General features: G+C 36.3%; 16 protein-coding genes, 1 pseudogene and 1 other annotated feature. Of the genes and pseudogenes, 5 read left to right on the plus strand and 12 right to left on the minus strand.

Going from position 1 to position 16,234, the window contains the following annotated elements:
* Nucleotides 1-288: 288 nt before the first annotated feature.
* Complete coding sequence (locus tag QRY57_RS24675; protein WP_286016355.1) at nucleotides 289-1,464, minus strand: acetyl-CoA C-acetyltransferase; 1,176 nt, start codon at nucleotides 1,462-1,464, stop codon at nucleotides 289-291.
* A gap of 21 nt (nucleotides 1,465-1,485) precedes the next feature.
* Nucleotides 1,486-3,867 carry a 3-hydroxyacyl-CoA dehydrogenase/enoyl-CoA hydratase family protein gene (locus QRY57_RS24680; RefSeq protein WP_286016356.1) on the minus strand — a complete coding sequence of 794 codons (2,382 nt, stop codon included), beginning with the start codon at nucleotides 3,865-3,867 and terminating at the stop codon, nucleotides 1,486-1,488.
* 237 nt (nucleotides 3,868-4,104) lie between these two features.
* On the opposite strand from QRY57_RS24680, the gene QRY57_RS24685 reads away from it, so the two are divergent.
* A complete protein-coding gene (locus QRY57_RS24685) occupies nucleotides 4,105-4,251 on the plus strand; it encodes a YuzL family protein (RefSeq protein WP_286016357.1) in 147 nt (48 codons plus the stop codon).
* Between the two features lie 257 nt (nucleotides 4,252-4,508).
* Entirely contained in the window at nucleotides 4,509-5,348 is an 840-nt protein-coding gene (locus QRY57_RS24690; RefSeq protein ID WP_286017932.1) for a D-alanyl-D-alanine carboxypeptidase family protein, read from the plus strand.
* A 24-nt stretch (nucleotides 5,349-5,372) separates the two neighbouring features.
* Here QRY57_RS24690 and QRY57_RS24695 read toward each other — a convergent pair whose 3' ends face one another.
* Complete coding sequence (locus QRY57_RS24695) at nucleotides 5,373-6,290, minus strand: proline dehydrogenase family protein (RefSeq protein WP_026594154.1); 918 nt, start codon at nucleotides 6,288-6,290, stop codon at nucleotides 5,373-5,375.
* 438 nt (nucleotides 6,291-6,728) lie between these two features.
* Here QRY57_RS24695 and QRY57_RS24700 point away from each other — a divergent pair, with 438 nt between their 5' ends.
* Nucleotides 6,729-7,229: a GNAT family N-acetyltransferase gene (locus QRY57_RS24700; protein ID WP_286016358.1), complete on the plus strand. Its 501-nt coding sequence runs from the start codon at nucleotides 6,729-6,731 to the stop codon at nucleotides 7,227-7,229.
* Between the two features lie 258 nt (nucleotides 7,230-7,487).
* On the opposite strand, the gene QRY57_RS24705 is transcribed toward QRY57_RS24700, so the two are convergent.
* From QRY57_RS24705 to QRY57_RS24735, 7 genes and pseudogenes are all read right to left on the minus strand, one after another.
* Complete coding sequence (locus QRY57_RS24705; protein ID WP_286016359.1) at nucleotides 7,488-7,772, minus strand: DUF4176 domain-containing protein; 285 nt, start codon at nucleotides 7,770-7,772, stop codon at nucleotides 7,488-7,490.
* Nucleotide 7,773: 1 nt separating this feature from the next.
* A complete protein-coding gene (locus QRY57_RS24710; protein WP_286016360.1) occupies nucleotides 7,774-7,983 on the minus strand; it encodes a hypothetical protein in 210 nt (69 codons plus the stop codon).
* Between the two features lie 17 nt (nucleotides 7,984-8,000).
* Nucleotides 8,001-8,870 carry a WXG100 family type VII secretion target gene (locus tag QRY57_RS24715; RefSeq protein WP_286016361.1) on the minus strand — a complete coding sequence of 290 codons (870 nt, stop codon included), beginning with the start codon at nucleotides 8,868-8,870 and terminating at the stop codon, nucleotides 8,001-8,003.
* A gap of 54 nt (nucleotides 8,871-8,924) precedes the next feature.
* Complete coding sequence (locus QRY57_RS24720) at nucleotides 8,925-9,725, minus strand: ABC transporter ATP-binding protein (RefSeq protein WP_286016362.1); 801 nt, start codon at nucleotides 9,723-9,725, stop codon at nucleotides 8,925-8,927.
* Nucleotides 9,726-10,063: 338 nt separating this feature from the next.
* A pseudogene (locus QRY57_RS24725) lies at nucleotides 10,064-10,339 on the minus strand (DUF4352 domain-containing protein); the annotation flags it as partial.
* A 114-nt stretch (nucleotides 10,340-10,453) separates the two neighbouring features.
* Nucleotides 10,454-10,699 (minus strand): YusU family protein, encoded by a 246-nt coding sequence (locus QRY57_RS24730; RefSeq protein ID WP_286016363.1) that lies wholly within the window; start codon nucleotides 10,697-10,699, stop codon nucleotides 10,454-10,456.
* Between the two features lie 114 nt (nucleotides 10,700-10,813).
* A complete protein-coding gene (locus QRY57_RS24735; RefSeq protein WP_001018864.1) occupies nucleotides 10,814-11,116 on the minus strand; it encodes an MTH1187 family thiamine-binding protein in 303 nt (100 codons plus the stop codon).
* A 188-nt stretch (nucleotides 11,117-11,304) separates the two neighbouring features.
* On the opposite strand from QRY57_RS24735, the gene QRY57_RS24740 reads away from it, so the two are divergent.
* Together QRY57_RS24740 and QRY57_RS24745 are read left to right on the plus strand one after the other, a co-directional pair.
* Nucleotides 11,305-11,964, plus strand: a complete 660-nt coding sequence (locus tag QRY57_RS24740; protein WP_286016364.1) for an adhesin — start codon at nucleotides 11,305-11,307, stop codon at nucleotides 11,962-11,964.
* A 126-nt stretch (nucleotides 11,965-12,090) separates the two neighbouring features.
* A complete protein-coding gene (locus QRY57_RS24745; RefSeq protein ID WP_026594147.1) occupies nucleotides 12,091-12,849 on the plus strand; it encodes a TrmB family transcriptional regulator in 759 nt (252 codons plus the stop codon).
* A 266-nt stretch (nucleotides 12,850-13,115) separates the two neighbouring features.
* Here QRY57_RS24745 and QRY57_RS24750 read toward each other — a convergent pair whose 3' ends face one another.
* Nucleotides 13,116-14,288, minus strand: a complete 1,173-nt coding sequence (locus QRY57_RS24750) for an MFS transporter (protein ID WP_208016469.1) — start codon at nucleotides 14,286-14,288, stop codon at nucleotides 13,116-13,118.
* A gap of 157 nt (nucleotides 14,289-14,445) precedes the next feature.
* Nucleotides 14,446-15,759, minus strand: coding sequence for an APC family permease (locus QRY57_RS24755; RefSeq protein ID WP_026594145.1), 1,314 nt, complete (start codon nucleotides 15,757-15,759; stop codon nucleotides 14,446-14,448).
* Between the two features lie 65 nt (nucleotides 15,760-15,824).
* Nucleotides 15,825-16,062, minus strand: a binding site (T-box leader).
* Nucleotides 16,063-16,234: the final 172 nt, after the last annotated feature.

The following is a 16,234-nucleotide window of genomic DNA, read 5'->3' on the forward strand; positions in this document are numbered from 1 at the left end:
CTCACCCTTTATTTTTTATACCCTTTTATTGCTTCCACTTTTTTATTTAATCCAGTTCCAGCGGCTAGAATAATCGGTGACTTCGCTTCTTCCTATGAGGCAAAGAACGCCTCCTCGCCAGAAGCTCCATCCCCCTCGCATTCTAAGCAAGCCGCTTCCACTTTTTATTTAATCCAGTTCCAGCGGCTAGAACAATCGGCCATTTCGCCCCTTCCTCCGAGGCAAAAAGCGCCTCTATGTCAGGAGCTCCAATGTCCTCTTGTTCTGGACGAGCCGCCTCCACTTTTTTTATAGTAATTCAAACACTCCAGCAGCTCCCATTCCCCCGCCGATACACATTGTTACAATACCGAATTGCTCATTGCGGCGTTTCATTTCATGAATAAGAGATAATGTTAATTTTGCTCCTGTACAACCAAGTGGATGTCCAAGTGCGATTGCACCACCGTTTACATTTACCTTTTCTTCATCTAAGCCAAGCTCACGAATTACTTGGATCGATTGAGAAGCAAATGCTTCATTTAGTTCAAATAAGCCGATATCAGATAGTTCTAATCCTACTAATTTTAACGCTTTTGGAATTGCTGCAATTGGGCCAATTCCCATTACTTCTGGTGGTACACCAGCTACTGCAAATGAGCGGAATTTCGCAAGTGGCTTCATACCATCGCTCACTGCTTTTTCACGATCCATTAAAAGTACGGATGCTGCTCCATCACTCATTTGTGAAGAGTTACCAGCCGTTACAGAACCGCGAACGTTAAATGCTGGACGTAATTTCCCTAAGATATCTAATGTCGTATCTCCTCTTACACCTTCATCTTGTGAGAATGTAATCATTTCTTCTCGGATTTTGTTATTTGCCCCAACGGTACGCAAAGTTACATCTACAGGTACTGTTTCATCAGCAAACTTCCCTTCAGCTAAAGCTTTTGCCGCACGCTGATGACTTCTTACCGCAAATGCATCTTGCTCTTCACGAGAAATTCCATATTTCACAGCAACTTGCTCTGCTGTATGGCCCATGCCCATATAATATTCTGGAGCCGCTTCAACAAGGCGACTATTTGGACGAACAACGTGCCCCATCATTGGAACCAAACTCATCGATTCTGCTCCACCAGATAATACTGCTTCAGAATGACCAAGCATAATGCGTTCTGCACCGTAAGCGATACTTTGTAGCCCCGAAGAACAGTAACGGTTAATTGTAATAGCTGGAACATCGTAAGAAAGTCCCGCTAACCCACCGATATTACGTGCCATATTTAAACCTTGCTCTGCTTCTGGCATCGCACAACCGAAAATTAAATCATCAATTGGTCCTTCATAATTATTCGCACGTTTTAATGTTTCTTTTACTACTAATGCTCCTAAATCATCAGGACGAACTGTTTTTAATGAACCTCTCTTTGCCTTACCAATTGGCGTTCTTGCTCCCGCAACAATGACAGCTTCTCTCATGAACGATATCTCCCCTCGTTATTAGTTACGTAATGGCTTTCCTTTTACAAGCATGTGCTGCATTCTTGCTTGTGATTTCATCTCACTTACTAAGCTAATAAATGCTTCACGTTCCACATCTAATAAGTATTGCTCATCAACTTCTGTTCCGTACGGTACTTTTCCGCCTGCAATTACATATGCAAGTTTCTTCGCAATATGAAGATCATATTCAGAAATGTAACCAGATAAATGCATTGCTTCTGCTCCAAGTGCGAGAGTTGCATATCCCGTTTCACCAACAACTGGTATCTTTTTGCGGATAGGTGCTTTATAACCCGCTTCATATAAAGCAAGTGCTTTTTGTTTCGCATCGTATAGTAAGTGATCACCATTCACACTAATACCATCTTTATCGCCTAAGAAGTTATGAGAAACTGCTTCTTGCGCAGATGTTGAAACTTTCGCCATCGCTACTGTCTCAAATACTTTGTTTGCAACCTTTTGCAGATCAAACTCTACACCGTTTGCCATTTTATTTAAATGTTTAATGTATAACTCTTTGTTACCGCCACCGCCAGGGATTAAACCAACCCCAACTTCTACTAATCCCATGTATGTTTCACTAGAAGCTTGGATGCTCGCTGCTGGTAAGCAAACTTCTGTACCTCCGCCAAGCGTCATACCGTATGGTGCTGCCACGACTGGTTTTGAGCAGTACTTAATTTTCATCATTGCATCTTGGAAGTTTTTCACGACCCACTCAATTTCAAAGTAGTTATCATCTTGTGCTTCCATTAAAATCATCGCAAGGTTTGCACCAACGCAGAAGTTTTTCGATTGGTTCCCGATAACAAGTCCTTTATAATTCTTTTCCACTTCATCAACAGCGTAGTTAATCATTTGCGTAATATCCATACCAATTGCATTGCTCTTTGAATGGAATTCTAAGCAAAGGACACCATCGCCTAAATCGATTAAGCTCGCACCACTATTTTTCTTTAACACGCCATTTTTCTCTTTTAGTTGTTTAAGCGAAATTGCTTTTTTATTACGTTCAATCAGCTTATATTCACCGTTATCGTAGTAATAGCTTTCGCCATTATCGTGTTTATAGAAAGTACTAAATCCTTTCTCTAACATGTCTTTTACCCATGCTGGAACAACTTTGCCGTTTTCTTCCATCTTTTGAACGGATTTTTCTACGCCAATTGCATCCCAAATTTCAAATGGGCCTTGTTCCCAGCCAAATCCCCACTTCATCGCTTGGTCAATTGCAACAATATCGTCTGCGATTTCTTTATGAAGCTTCGCTGAGTATAAAAGAGTTGGCGTAATAATATTCCATAGCAACTCTCCTGCACGATCTTTCGCATATACAAGCGCTTTCAATTTATTCGCTAATCCTTTTTCTTGTTTGCTTAACTCTACAGAAGCAGCTTTTAATTTTTTACGTGCTTCATATTCCATATTTTCAGGATTTAACTCTAAAATTTCTTTTCCTTGTTTTAAGAAGAAACCTTGACCTGTTTTACTTCCAAGCCATTTTTTCTCCAGCATGCCATGCATGAAAGCTGGTACTTTAAATACATCTCGTTCTTCTTCCTGTACATTTTCATATACATTGTTCGCAACGTGAACGAATGTGTCTAAACCAACAACATCTAATGTGCGGAACGTTGCGCTCTTTGGACGACCGATTAATGGACCTGTTACAGAATCCACTTCTCCAACGCTATAGCCGCGCTTAATCATTTCTTGCAACGTCACAAGTAAGCCGTACGTACCGATTCTGTTTCCAATAAAGTTTGGTGTATCTTTCGCGATAACGACGCCTTTTCCAAGAACATCTTCACCAAATAATTTCATAAAGTTTAGCACTTGTGGATCTGTTTCTTTTGTCGGTATAATCTCTAGAAGTTTTAAATAACGTGGTGGGTTAAAAAAGTGCGTTCCTAAGAAGTGTTTTTGGAAGTCATCTGAACGACCTTCTGCCATTTTTCCAACGGAAATACCCGATGTATTTGAGCTCACAATCGAGCCTGGTTTACGAACAGCATCTACTTTTTCAAATAGTTTCTTTTTAATGTCTAAATTTTCAACAACAACTTCAATAATCCAATCTACATCAGCAAGGCGCTCAAGGTCATCCTCTAGATTACCCGCTTCAATTAGTGCTAAATTACCTTTCACTGTAAGAGGAGCTGGTTTTTGCTTTACTAATTTTTGCAGTGCCCCGTTACTAAAACGATTTCTTACACTTTTATGTTCTAACGTAAGTCCCTTCGCTTCCTCTTCTTTTGTAAGCGCCTGTGGTACGATATCAAGCAATAATGTTGGTATACCGATATTGGCTAAATGTGCAGCAATTCCTGAGCCCATTACGCCAGAACCGAGAACAGCAGCCTTTTTAATTTGGAACATCCATTTCTCCCCCTATTCTTGAATGAATGCTCATTCAATTTTTCGACATAAGTCGCAATCAATGAGTGAGCCTCTACTAATAAATATATGATACTGTTTAAATTTTCGCAATATATTTATTGATAAAATTTTCTGAAATAAATTATTTTCTTTGATTTGGGAACTCTATAACTGTGTATTTCTTGATAGAATACGCTTTTTCCTTTTTTAGAATTTAACGAAAATGGAGGAATATATATGGCAAAACTTAAGAAAGACCCATCAAAAGCAGGCGTTAGTGCTGCAAGTGTAACAGGAAATGCAGGTCCAGTTGATCGCGGTATTGAAAAAGGCCGTCAAGGTAACAATCAACAATATAAAAAGCACAACATGGGTGAAAAATAAGGCTATATGTGCTTGTTCAAAAAGGAGTATAAAGAGAGCCGAGCAGTTCGACGTACGGAAGCTGGGAAGATACGGAGTGTAGGTGGAGCTACATGTGGACCGGACTGGCGATGTAGCGAAGAAAGCGGGCGGCGATCTTTACCGGACTTTTTGAACTTCCGCTATATTTTTGGGCAGAGAACGTGGCATAATGAGTATTGGGCCACTTTTCTGCCCAATTTATTTGTACATAAGGAAAAACAAAAGAGGGAACGATGATGAAACGAACAATACTCATGATTGTGATGATCGCTACACTGTTTACAAGTATGATTTTCTTCTCTTATGCAAACCAGCAAAAAGACGTGAGAAAGAATCAGCCTGCTATCACTGGGAAATACGCCGTTACAATCGATGCTGATACTGGTGAAATTCTATATGGAAAACGGGAACAAGAACGTTCGTATCCAGCTAGCATAGCAAAAATGATGACAACTCTTCTTTTACTAGAGAATGTGAAAAAAGATGAAGAAATTACAGTCACTAAAAACGCAGTAACAACGGAGAGTCAAAGCAAAAAAATTAAACTTCATGCTGGTGAAAAATTAAAAAGAGATGAAGCATTGAAACTCATGCTAATCATCAGTGCCGATCCAATCTCTGAATCCATTGCCGAACATATTGCAGGATCAAAAGAAGAGTTTATCAAAATGATGAATAGACGAGCGAAAGAACTCGGGACAAAGCATGCAACGTTTAAAAACGCGAGCGGAGCTGACGCATTAGGTAATAAAGTATCACCTTATGACATCGCCATCATTACGAAAGAAGCATTAAAATATCCAATTGTGCTAGATTATATGAATACAACGCGCTCAACATTACATACTTCACAGCGCGCCCCAAAAATTGCAAACTATGGCCGCGAGGAACTTTACGATGATCCATATGCAATTGGAAGTAAAAGCGGTTTATCTGCGCTTGGGAAATACACTGTCGTCACAGTCGATGAAAAAGACGGCAAACGAGTTATTAACGTTGTACTGTCTTCTACTCGTACGCAGTTATATCCAGATACGAAAAAGATGGCAAATTATGCATTCAAGCAATTAAAATAACCAAGGAGTATTTTAGCTCCTTGGTTATTTTTTCACCATTCCTTTTAAAACGAACGCAACGTTTGCTGGGCGTTCTGCTAGGCGGCGCATGAAATAGCCATACCAGTCATTTCCATACGGCACATAAACACGCATTTTGTAGCCTTCTTTTACAAGCTCAAGCTGACGTTCTGTACGAATACCATATAGCATTTGGAATTCGAATTGATCGCGTGAAATGTTATGTTCTTCGGCAAGTTTCTTCGTATATTCAATAATTGCTTCATCGTGTGAAGCAATAGCTGTATAATTTCCATTTAATAAGTGCATTTTAATAATTTTTTTATAATTTTCATCTACATCTTTCTTGTCCGGGAACGCCACTTCTTCTGGTTCTTTATAAGCCCCTTTTACAAGACGCAAATTAGGATTATATGCATTTAAATCCTCGATGTCTTTTTCTGTACGATATAGGTAAGCTTGAATAACAGTACCGATATTATCGTATTCAGATTTTAATTGCTTAAAGATCTCAATTGTTTTCCCACATCGCGTATAGTCTTCCATATCAATCGTAACAAACACACCGTTTTCTTTTGCAGCCTCTAAAATGCGGCGCATATTATTCATTACGATTTCATCTGAGATGTCTAATCCCATAGAAGTCATTTTTAAAGAAAGCTGTGAATTGAGTTTTTCGCGTCCAATTGCGCGAATTGCTTCAATTGATTGATCTGCCATTTCGTTTGCTTCTGCTTCATTATCAACGAACTCACCTAAATAATCGATTGTTACACAAAGTCCTTGCTGATTTAATTGTTTAATGGCTGCAGCAGCTAAATCAATTGTCTCCCCTGCGACAAAGCGCCCTGCACCAAAGCGTAAACCGTACTTCTTAGCCAGTTTTGTTAACGCTTTATTTTTTGACAAAAAAAGAAACGAATTGCGCATTAATTGTTCCATGTAATTCACCCCTATGACTGTACTTTGTCTGTTTTTTACCCCTCTTCTAAATTATATCATTGTTTAAAATTATTTGATACAAATAATTATTTAGATAATTTATAAAATACTATAAAAATGTTTAAAAACCTATAATGTCGCTTTCAAATATTCATAAATTTTTTTCGACATTTAGAAAAAAACTATAAAAATAGGTGAAAAGGCTCATTTAAAATAAATATTCGACACTACTCGCACACCTCTTACTTCTCCCTATACATTATACAAAGATACTAATATGACTCAAGATGAATACAAATATAAAGCCCTAAGTGCACGTAATTCACTCCTATAAAAATTACGTGTAGAAACATAGGATTCCGTTTTCATTTAAAGGTATTATCCTGCATAGCATATACTATTTTGTCGAGGCGGAAAATAATAATTGGAGTGTGAAAAATGACAGAAAGAATGAATGCGCAACAAATTCGGATTGAACCTTGGAACGATGCCAATCTTTCTTTACTTCGTCTTATGAATACACCTGAGATGTTAGAATACCTAGGAGGTCCCGAAACTGAAGAACAACTCCTCGCTCGTCACGAACGGTACCTTAGGATTAGTAGACTTGGGGCTGGATGTATGTTTAGCATCGTCCTACTCCCGCAACTCGAAATTGTGGGTGGTATTGGCTATTGGGACAGCTACTGGCAAGAAGAGACCGTCTACGAAATTGGATGGAGTGTCCTACCAACATTTCAAGGTAGAGGAATCGCAACAAAAGCCATTGAACAAGCTATCGTTCATGCTAGCATGGAACAAAAGTACAGATTCATCCATGCCTTTCCTTCCATCAGTAATCCTGCTTCAAACGCTATTTGTCAAAAACTCGACTTCTTATTTATTAGTGAGTGTGATTTTGAATATCCGCCAGGGAGTATCATGCAATGCAATAATTAGCGTTTAGAAATAGCTCCGACAACATAAAGCAATTCCTATATAGATAGGTATTGCTTTATGTTGTCTAATTTAATGGAATAGCGATAATAAATGTAAAGCTTGAGGATTATTTTTCTCCAAGCTTTTTTGTTAGAGAATTACAAAATAAAAAAGCACCTAACTCAAGATGCTTTTTTAATAAAAGGGTCTTTTCTTTAAATATATATGTATTAAGATTCACTCATTAACTATTTCAAAAATACCAACAGCTTAAAAGAATCACTGTTTTTCTTCAACTTCTTTTTTAAATAATTTTTGAAACTCTAATTCTGTTTCATTAATAAAACCAAGATGTAAAACACTAGAAATATCTTCATGATTCAAAAAGAAATTATACTCCGAAGAAATATTACCATGAGGAAAATAACAGCATACATAATCCCATGTTTTTTTGGTTTCAGAATCCATCTGTTTTCTTCCATAAACCATTAATGGATGTTCCCAATCTTTAAACATTACAACAGAACCTATTGGAAGTAATTCTAACTCTAAATTTTGTTCCACCTTATTTTCCTCCTCTTAAAATAGCTTTTTTTACAATAAAATAAATAATAGAGAATAGTAAACAAGCTCCAATTGTACCGAAGATTGCAACTGAAATTTTCCCTGCTAGTGATTCATTTGGATCTAATGCATTAGGTAAAATTGTACCGAAAATTGCAATACAAGCTAATATAATCATAAGATATTTAAAATTTTTCACTTTTTTATTCATACTAATTATTATCCCCTTTATTCTTTGATAGCAATTTCTCCACCAAATCCCCATAAACCTACACCAGGACCAAATGGTAAATGGAATTTGAATCCGCCTTTTCCAGCTTCTAAAGATCCCCCAACTGTCCCAAGCGATGCTGATCCCCCAACTTGTAGCTTTTTGTCAGTAAATGGAAGAGGAATTTTTACAGCACCCTCATATTTTACTAGAGTAGCTTCAGCTCCTATATGTAAGCTTCCCTTTTCTACATGAGCACCTAACTCTGCAGTAGCAAGTGCTACTTTAGCTTCACCTCCAGCTCCAAAAACAATATCTTCTTGTTCTATTCCAGCTTGAGCTACTGTAACCCCAACTTTAGGTCCATAAGTTTGTTCCCTCTTTTCTTTATCTTTTACATTAAATTGATCATAAGTACGAGAACTTACAAATGGCTCCGCTTCAATTGTAAGACCCTTAATAAATATACCACCATCCCCCTTTTCATCTACAACTGATTTTTCATACTTTTTACCATTGATTACATTACCAACTCCTTTTACAACTACTCCAGCACCTTCTTCAACTGCTGATTTTGTATTCATCAAAAATGAATCATTTTTAGAACTTTCAGGTGAATATTCCAAATCAGCCTTTTCAAATTTCTCTGCTATACGAATTAATTCATCTTCTATTTGTTTTAAAGTATTAAGAAAAGATTCATGAGCTTTATTCATTCTAGGTAAATCATTATAAAAACTTAAACTTGACGCACCAATCCATCTCATTTGAAGATTAAATAATTCCCCTTGAATTTTTAAATGACGATCTGATTCTATATTACTAGCATATTTAAAATTCTTTGCAATTCTTCTCAATTCTTCTGGTTTAACTTGTATATTCCCCATAGATATCCCCCTTAATAACACATCCAATAAATTTTATAATATAAATATTTAATTCTAATCATTAAAAATCCTACTTTTTCTTACTTTAATTGTTTCTAAAATATAGAAAAGAACCCCTAAACCAAATATCTTTTCAGCATTAGAAATATCATTACCTAATTTAATAATAGGTACATTTAACCCGAATCTTTCACTCCATTCTAAAGGCATATATCCTCTCTTACAGTTTATTAATATACGATCATCCATTGTACGAAAAGACGTTTCGAAAAAATCAAATTCCACTTCAACCTCAGAAAGTTCTATCTCTTTTTCATCCATCAAAGAACCACGTACCATTCCAAATCCTTGTATCATATTTTCTTTAAACATACCTACACAATTATAATTTGAATCATAAATAGCCCAATCATAATTTTCAACTTCACTATGAAAATATGCAAGAATTTCTCCATCACTTGCTTCCAATCCAACAACTTGTTTATTTTTTAAAAAGGGTAATGTTGAAGAAATCATATCAGTTGAAATTAGCTTTGTTCCTGCTACATAAGCTCCATCAGGAGTATATAACCCAAAATGTTTATTACCTTCTGGTAATTCTAACAACACAAAAGTATTAGTATCCCAAAGCGTTATACTATTTTTAACAATATTTTTTTCTAATAAATTCCCTTTTCTTAATTGCCAAAAACCAATTCCTAAAAAAACAAACGAAACTATAACAATAAAAATAACCTGTCCCCAATTAATATGTCCCCACTTTTCATATACAGCACATAGCGCCAAAATAAAAACACCAATTCCAATAAAAACTTTAAACTTCCCTTTCTTTTTATAATACTCAAATAATTCCACACAAACACCTCTATTAGTTGGTCTTAATATTCCAGTTATTTTTCAAATATATCAAAGATAAACTATATCGCCTAACATTTTTTTAATATTTATTATATTTTAAAATATAACATACAATAAGGGAAAGCAGTATAGATCCGTCTACAAGTATTCCTTGCTGTCATGATGTTTTTTTACAAAATAATAGTATCTAAAATAAAAAAGGAAGGCTCTTATTGAATTCCTATCAAATCAGTATTTTACACTTGATCTCTGCACATTGTGTGGGGATTTCTTGTAAAATAAAAGACACTCAAAAAGTGCCTCTTTCACATAAAGTGAAGCTTTAATCAGTGGGATTTTCTCCATTCCCCACCATTTGATTTTTTTACATCTGTAACAGTAAGCCTATGATCACCAAGTTTAATTTCTTCTCCAACAGATTATTCTTTTTTCAAATCCTTTCCGGCATATTGAACCTCTTGTCCATCTGTTGTCACTTCTCCCGCTTTATCTTTCGTTTTCGGATCACCAAAGATAAGCATCAGTAACATAAATGTAGTAAAAGCGCCAACTATGACAATTGCGCCCCATCCGACATACTCCCAAATCTTCGACTTCTTTTCAGCATCCACTTTAATCTCTCCCCTTATATATAAATTTAAATAAACAATATCAAACATATAAATTTTACAATGTCATATCCTGTCGAAAATAATAAAAAAACCACTCTATAAGTGGTTTTTTTATTATTTATGGTTACGGTGTTCTTCATTTAACTTCTTAATATTCGCTATTAAATGTACCATTTCTTCTTTTCCATCTGGATACGTCTCATTCCAATGCTTGACTAAAGCTGGCATTGTTTTTGCGATGTAAGAGTACAGTGCCCACTTTTGTACCTGCTCTTTTCTCTCTTCACTGCTTTCCCCTAGCAATAATTCCGTATACTTTTCAAGCAAGCCATCAAACTGCTCATTAAATTTTTCACTCATCTCTGCTTCCTCCTTCTCATACCTTCACCATCCATAATAAAAAAGTGTATCATGGCTACACCCACATCACCTAATTTATCCACATAAAAAAGCAGCGAAATCCGCTGCTTTTCCCTATAATTTTGATCGAACAGAGTTTAATTTCTTCTCCATTGTGCTCTCTTTATCGCGACGATCATCAATACGAATTGTTGTCGCTACACGCTTTGCACCTTTTGTATATGGTACTTCATGCATTTGTTGAATCACTTCAAGTAATACAGGAAGATCTCCCTCAATTACTGTATTCATCGGTGTTAATTGATACTTCACGCGATCCGCATTTTTCTCTAACACTTTTTGTACTTCTGCTACGTATTCACTTACGCTTGGATTACCTGTTCCAACTGGAATAATCGATACATCAACAATTGCCATGATAGTTTCCCTCCTATGTTTGCTTCATTTCTATTGTACAAAACTCTCTCCTACTTTACTAACCATAACTATACTTTTCATTTATTTTTCATAATATGCTTATTCGCAGTAATCCTTCTCCATCTGTTGTGCATATATTGATTTTATCCTTTTTTAATCACCTTATCCTTTTGAAAGGAAGTGGACACATGAAAAAGTTATTTCTTACTTTATTAGCTATTCCTCTTCTATTTGGAGCAACAGCGTGTGACACAGGGCAGAAGGACACAAAGCCCGTAGAAAAATCTGAAGCGAAGCCTGAGCCAAAGCCAGCCCCTACACCTAGTCCAACCCCACAACCTATCCCAACTCCACCACCTAATCCAACCCCACCACCTAATCCAACTCCGCCACCTAATCCAACTCCGCCACCAGCTTCAGTAGATACGACTCAAATCATGCAAAAACTAGTAAATGCAATTAACTCAGTTGGCAGTTCAAATGGTATTAGCATCAGTAACATTAAACTCTTTTCTGAAACAACACAAATCGCCACATATAATGGAACATTTAATACTACATTTGGATTAGGCGTTTCCATTTATAAGGCAACTGGTGGGATTGCCGCTGTTGCTATCGCTGGATCAGGTACATCTAAGGAACAAATCGATGCCTTTTATTCCACAATAAAGACTGTTATTCGTTCTCTAGATTCATCTCTAAGCGAACAAGATTTAAATAACATATTAGAAAGACTTGGTTCGAAAGATTACTTTCAAACCAAGCAATTCTCAACTCAAGCAATTAACGGTACATTAACTGTTACTGAAAACAATGGTGCGCTCATGTTCAAAGCGATTCATAACTAAACCGACACCAGAATAGGATCCATTCGGATTCTATTCTTTTTTTCTTGGTTAAAAAGTGAAGCACTTGTGTAAATGGACATACTTCTTTATTCTTATGTATAGAATCTATCTTGTTCGGGAGGCATTATGTTACAAAAATTCGGTTTCTCTCAATATGAAAGCCAGGCATATGAAGTCGTAGTATCAAGCGATGAACCACTAGATGCAACAACAATTGTAAAGCATTCGGGTGTTCCAAAAGCGAAAATATATGAGGTATTAGCACGGCTCATCGATAAAGGAATGGTTATGGATTCCGTCTCAGAAAAGAAAAAACTATATACAGCCCTGCCACTAGACCTTGCCATTCAAAAATTAACGACAGAATTCCAATCAAATATTAAAGAACTCCAAACAAACATTTCAAAACGCTCCTTTATAGATGACCGTGTTTGGAGCTTAAAAATGCAATCTTCTATTCAAGTTCAAAGCAAACAAATCGTAGCAGAGGCTAAACACTCCATTCGCATTTCCGCTTGGAATGATACATTTTTGGGGTATCTTCCTTTACTTGAAGAAAAAGCAAAGCAAGGTGTCGATATTGAGGCACTTGTAGTTGGCAATGTGGAGACAGAACTGACAAAGGTTCACTTTCTCATTCCAACCGAAGAACCTAACGCATTAGAACGTTACTTATTGCTTATCGTGGATGATCGAGAAATTTTATTTGCTGGGATGGAACAAGAATCTTGGCAAGCAATGAAAACAATGTCTCAGCCATTCGTAAAGTTCTTTACAGAGTTTTTCTACCACGATGTCGCGCTTGCAAAAATTACAGAGAAGCATCATGACCTCTTTATGAACGATGAGGAAATACGAAGCATTTTAATGAAGTTGAGATATTAAAAATAGCAAAGGTCCTTCCTCTGCTATTTTTTATTTTGCTGTTTTATCTCTCCCAACAATCTGATTATCTTTTCATTTTGTTTTAACTGTTCTTCAGAATTGAGATACATGGACCGAATCCACCGAAAAACAAATACAATTAAAAGAATAGGGATTAACGCAAAAAAAGATCCTATACTAGATGTTATTATATCTATCACGCCTTTCCATTTAAAACGCCTTCGCATTAACAATGTTTCACATTAACCCTAATAAAAAAGAACCTATCAAACGATAGATTCCTTCTTTACCATATGAGTAGATTGCCCTCTCGTGATCGAGAAAATTGCGCAAAGTAATGCTAAAATCACAAAACCTCCGCCTACCCAAGCATTATATATAACAGACGATTGTTCAATAACAGCTCCGCCCACTGTTGAGCCAAGTGCAATACCTAAATGAAGTGCGGAGTTATTTAAGCTTTGCTGGATACCGGCTGATTCGGGTGCAATTTCAATTAAATAATTTTGCTGTGCTGGTGAAATCGCCCAGCTTAACATGCTCCAAAGTCCCATCATGATGATAAATAACGGGAATGAGAATGTCATCATCGGTAAGGTGAAGATGGCACATGCAAAGACGATAATAATAGAGATAATACTTTTCTTAGAGCCCCACTTATCTGCAAGCCAACCACCAAAGCCGCCACCAATTACTGCTGCAATACCGAAAATAAAGTAAAATGCGCTAATCCAGTTCGCTTCCACATGCATCACATCTTTTAAAAACGGTGTTAAATATGCATATAGTGTTAAATGTCCTGTTAAAAATAAAAATGATGTTAACTGCGCACTCACGATCTTTTTATCTTTCAAGGTAGCAATCTGTTCTCTTACAGACAATATCGCTACCGGTGGAACCTTTGTTAAGAATAAAGAAATACTAGCAATTGCAATAACTGTTAATACCGAAATTAAAACAAATGGTGCACGCCACCCGTATGCATTCCCAAGCACAAGGCCTAATGGTACGCCCAGTACAAGCGATCCGCTAATTCCCATAAAAATAATTCCGATTGCACGCGCACGGAAATGCGGCTCTACAACACTAGAAGCTAGCGTTACTGACAATGCAATAATAAGAGATCCACTTGCCGCACAAATGACCCTTGAAAACATAAGCATCGTATAATTCAAACTAAACGCCGAAATAATATTTCCGATCAAGAAAACAGATAATGCCCCAATATATAAGGTTTTACGCTCAATTTTTCCTGTCACTGCTAATAGAATTGGCCCTGAAAGAGCAAATACAACTGAGAATATTGTAATAAGTTGACCTGCTGCACTAATGGATACACCTAAATCATCAGCTACCAAATCCAGCGTGCCCCCAATAATTAACTCAACCGTCCCGACTACGAATGCCGCAATGGCTAAAATATATACACGAAAATTCAAGTTTTTCCCCACACTTTCTCTCATTCTCTTTTGGTTACTACAACTATAGTAACCAAAAAGATATTTGCAATCAAGTGTAAATCCTCCCACATATCAATAACAATTTTTTACAAAAAAAAAAAAAAAGCAGGCGTATCATACGTCTGCTTTTTAACTCTTACATCTCAGTTTCTTTTTTCTTATTTAAATACCAATAAACTGGAAGACCTGTAAACACCATTCCAATGGATAAGAAACAACTTAGCGGGTCATTAATAATCGCACTTCCAATTACAAATAATGAACCTAAAATCGCTAAAATTGGTACGATTGGAAATAACGGCACGCTGTATGCACGGTCTTTTCCTTCATTTCGTTTTCGTAAAATAAAGACACCGATAAATGTCATCACATAGAAAATATAAATGATAAACACGGAAATCTCAGAGAGCTTATTTGGATCACTAATAATCATTAAAATAATCCCTAATATAATTTCAAAAGTAATTGCATTTGCAGGTGTTTTAAATTTTTCATGTGCTTTTGCAATGAACTTAGAAAATGGAAGTTGTCCACGTTCCGCCATTGACATTGGAATGCGCGGGAATGTTAAAATTTTTCCGTTTAAACAACCAAAAATAGAAATGATAATACCAATACTAATAATTTTTCCGCCATATTCTCCAAGAAGCATATTAGCCGCTGTCGCTGTTGCATTTTCTCCAAGATCTACAATTTTCGCTGCTGGTAACACTTTTAATAATGCCAAGTTAATTAATACATAAGCAGCTGTTACAATTAAAATCCCCACTGTCATTGCCTTAGGTAATAACTTTGTCGGATTCTTCATTTCACCACCAATAGAAGCCAGTAAAATCCAACCATCATATGCAAATAGCGTTGCTAAAATCGCCATTCCAATACTTTGATTCTCTGATAATGGTACAACTACATTAAAGATATCACTATTCCCTTTCCAAAAACCTAACACAACAATTAATACAATTGGAATCATCTTTCCGACCGTCGTAATTGTTTGGACAATGCCCCCATATTTTGTTCCCATACTATTTACAATACCAAGGAATACAACTGTTCCAATTGCAATTGGTAAATTCCATGATTTGTCTAAATAGAAAAAGTTAATCATTAATGAACTAAAATACAAACCTAATGTCCCAATAATAGCTGGGCCATAAACAATTGTTTGCATCCAGCCAGATAAGTACCCCCAAAAGCTTCCATAAATCTCCTCTAAATACGTATACAATCCACCATTTTTCGGAATTTGTGCTCCGATTTCAGCTACCGTTAAACCACTAGCCAATGTTAACAAGCCACCTATTACCCAAGCAAGAATTGCCATATTAGAACTCCCTGAGTAATCTAATACACTTCCTGGCTTCATAAATACACCAGACCCAATAATAGTCCCAACAACGATAGATAGCGCTACAGTTAAACCAATTTTGTTTTTCTCATCATGATGCATACCGCATTTCCTCCTTCCAATCCTAGTGTGGTGCAAAAATGAAATAAAAAAACACTCCTCCCTAAAAAAGGGACGAGTGTTGTATTCGTGGTTCCACCCTTGTTTAATTGATAAAATAAAGCATACTTCACCAATTTCTCAAGTCTAGATAACGGTGTTTGCCGGCAAGCAATTACTAGTTGTTCGTTCACTGCTGCAGTTCAGAGGTGGTAATCTATTTTTCCGTATTAGGAAGCTCACAGCCAAAGGCCTCCCTCTCTGAGAATCGTAAAAAATTGATCGTGTCCTCATCATCACTTCTTGATGTCGAATTTTGTAGTTATTGTTCATTATATTGAATTTTTAGAAATAATCAATATATTTTTATGTAACATACAAAAAATATTTCTTCTTGATATTATAACAGAACCTAATACATTTCTCTAATTTCCGATAAAAAAAGACAGATTTCTTCAAGAGAGAAATCTGTCCTCGA

Source organism: Bacillus arachidis (assembly GCF_030285945.1).
Taxonomy (GTDB): domain Bacteria; phylum Bacillota; class Bacilli; order Bacillales; family Bacillaceae_G; genus Bacillus_A; species Bacillus_A arachidis.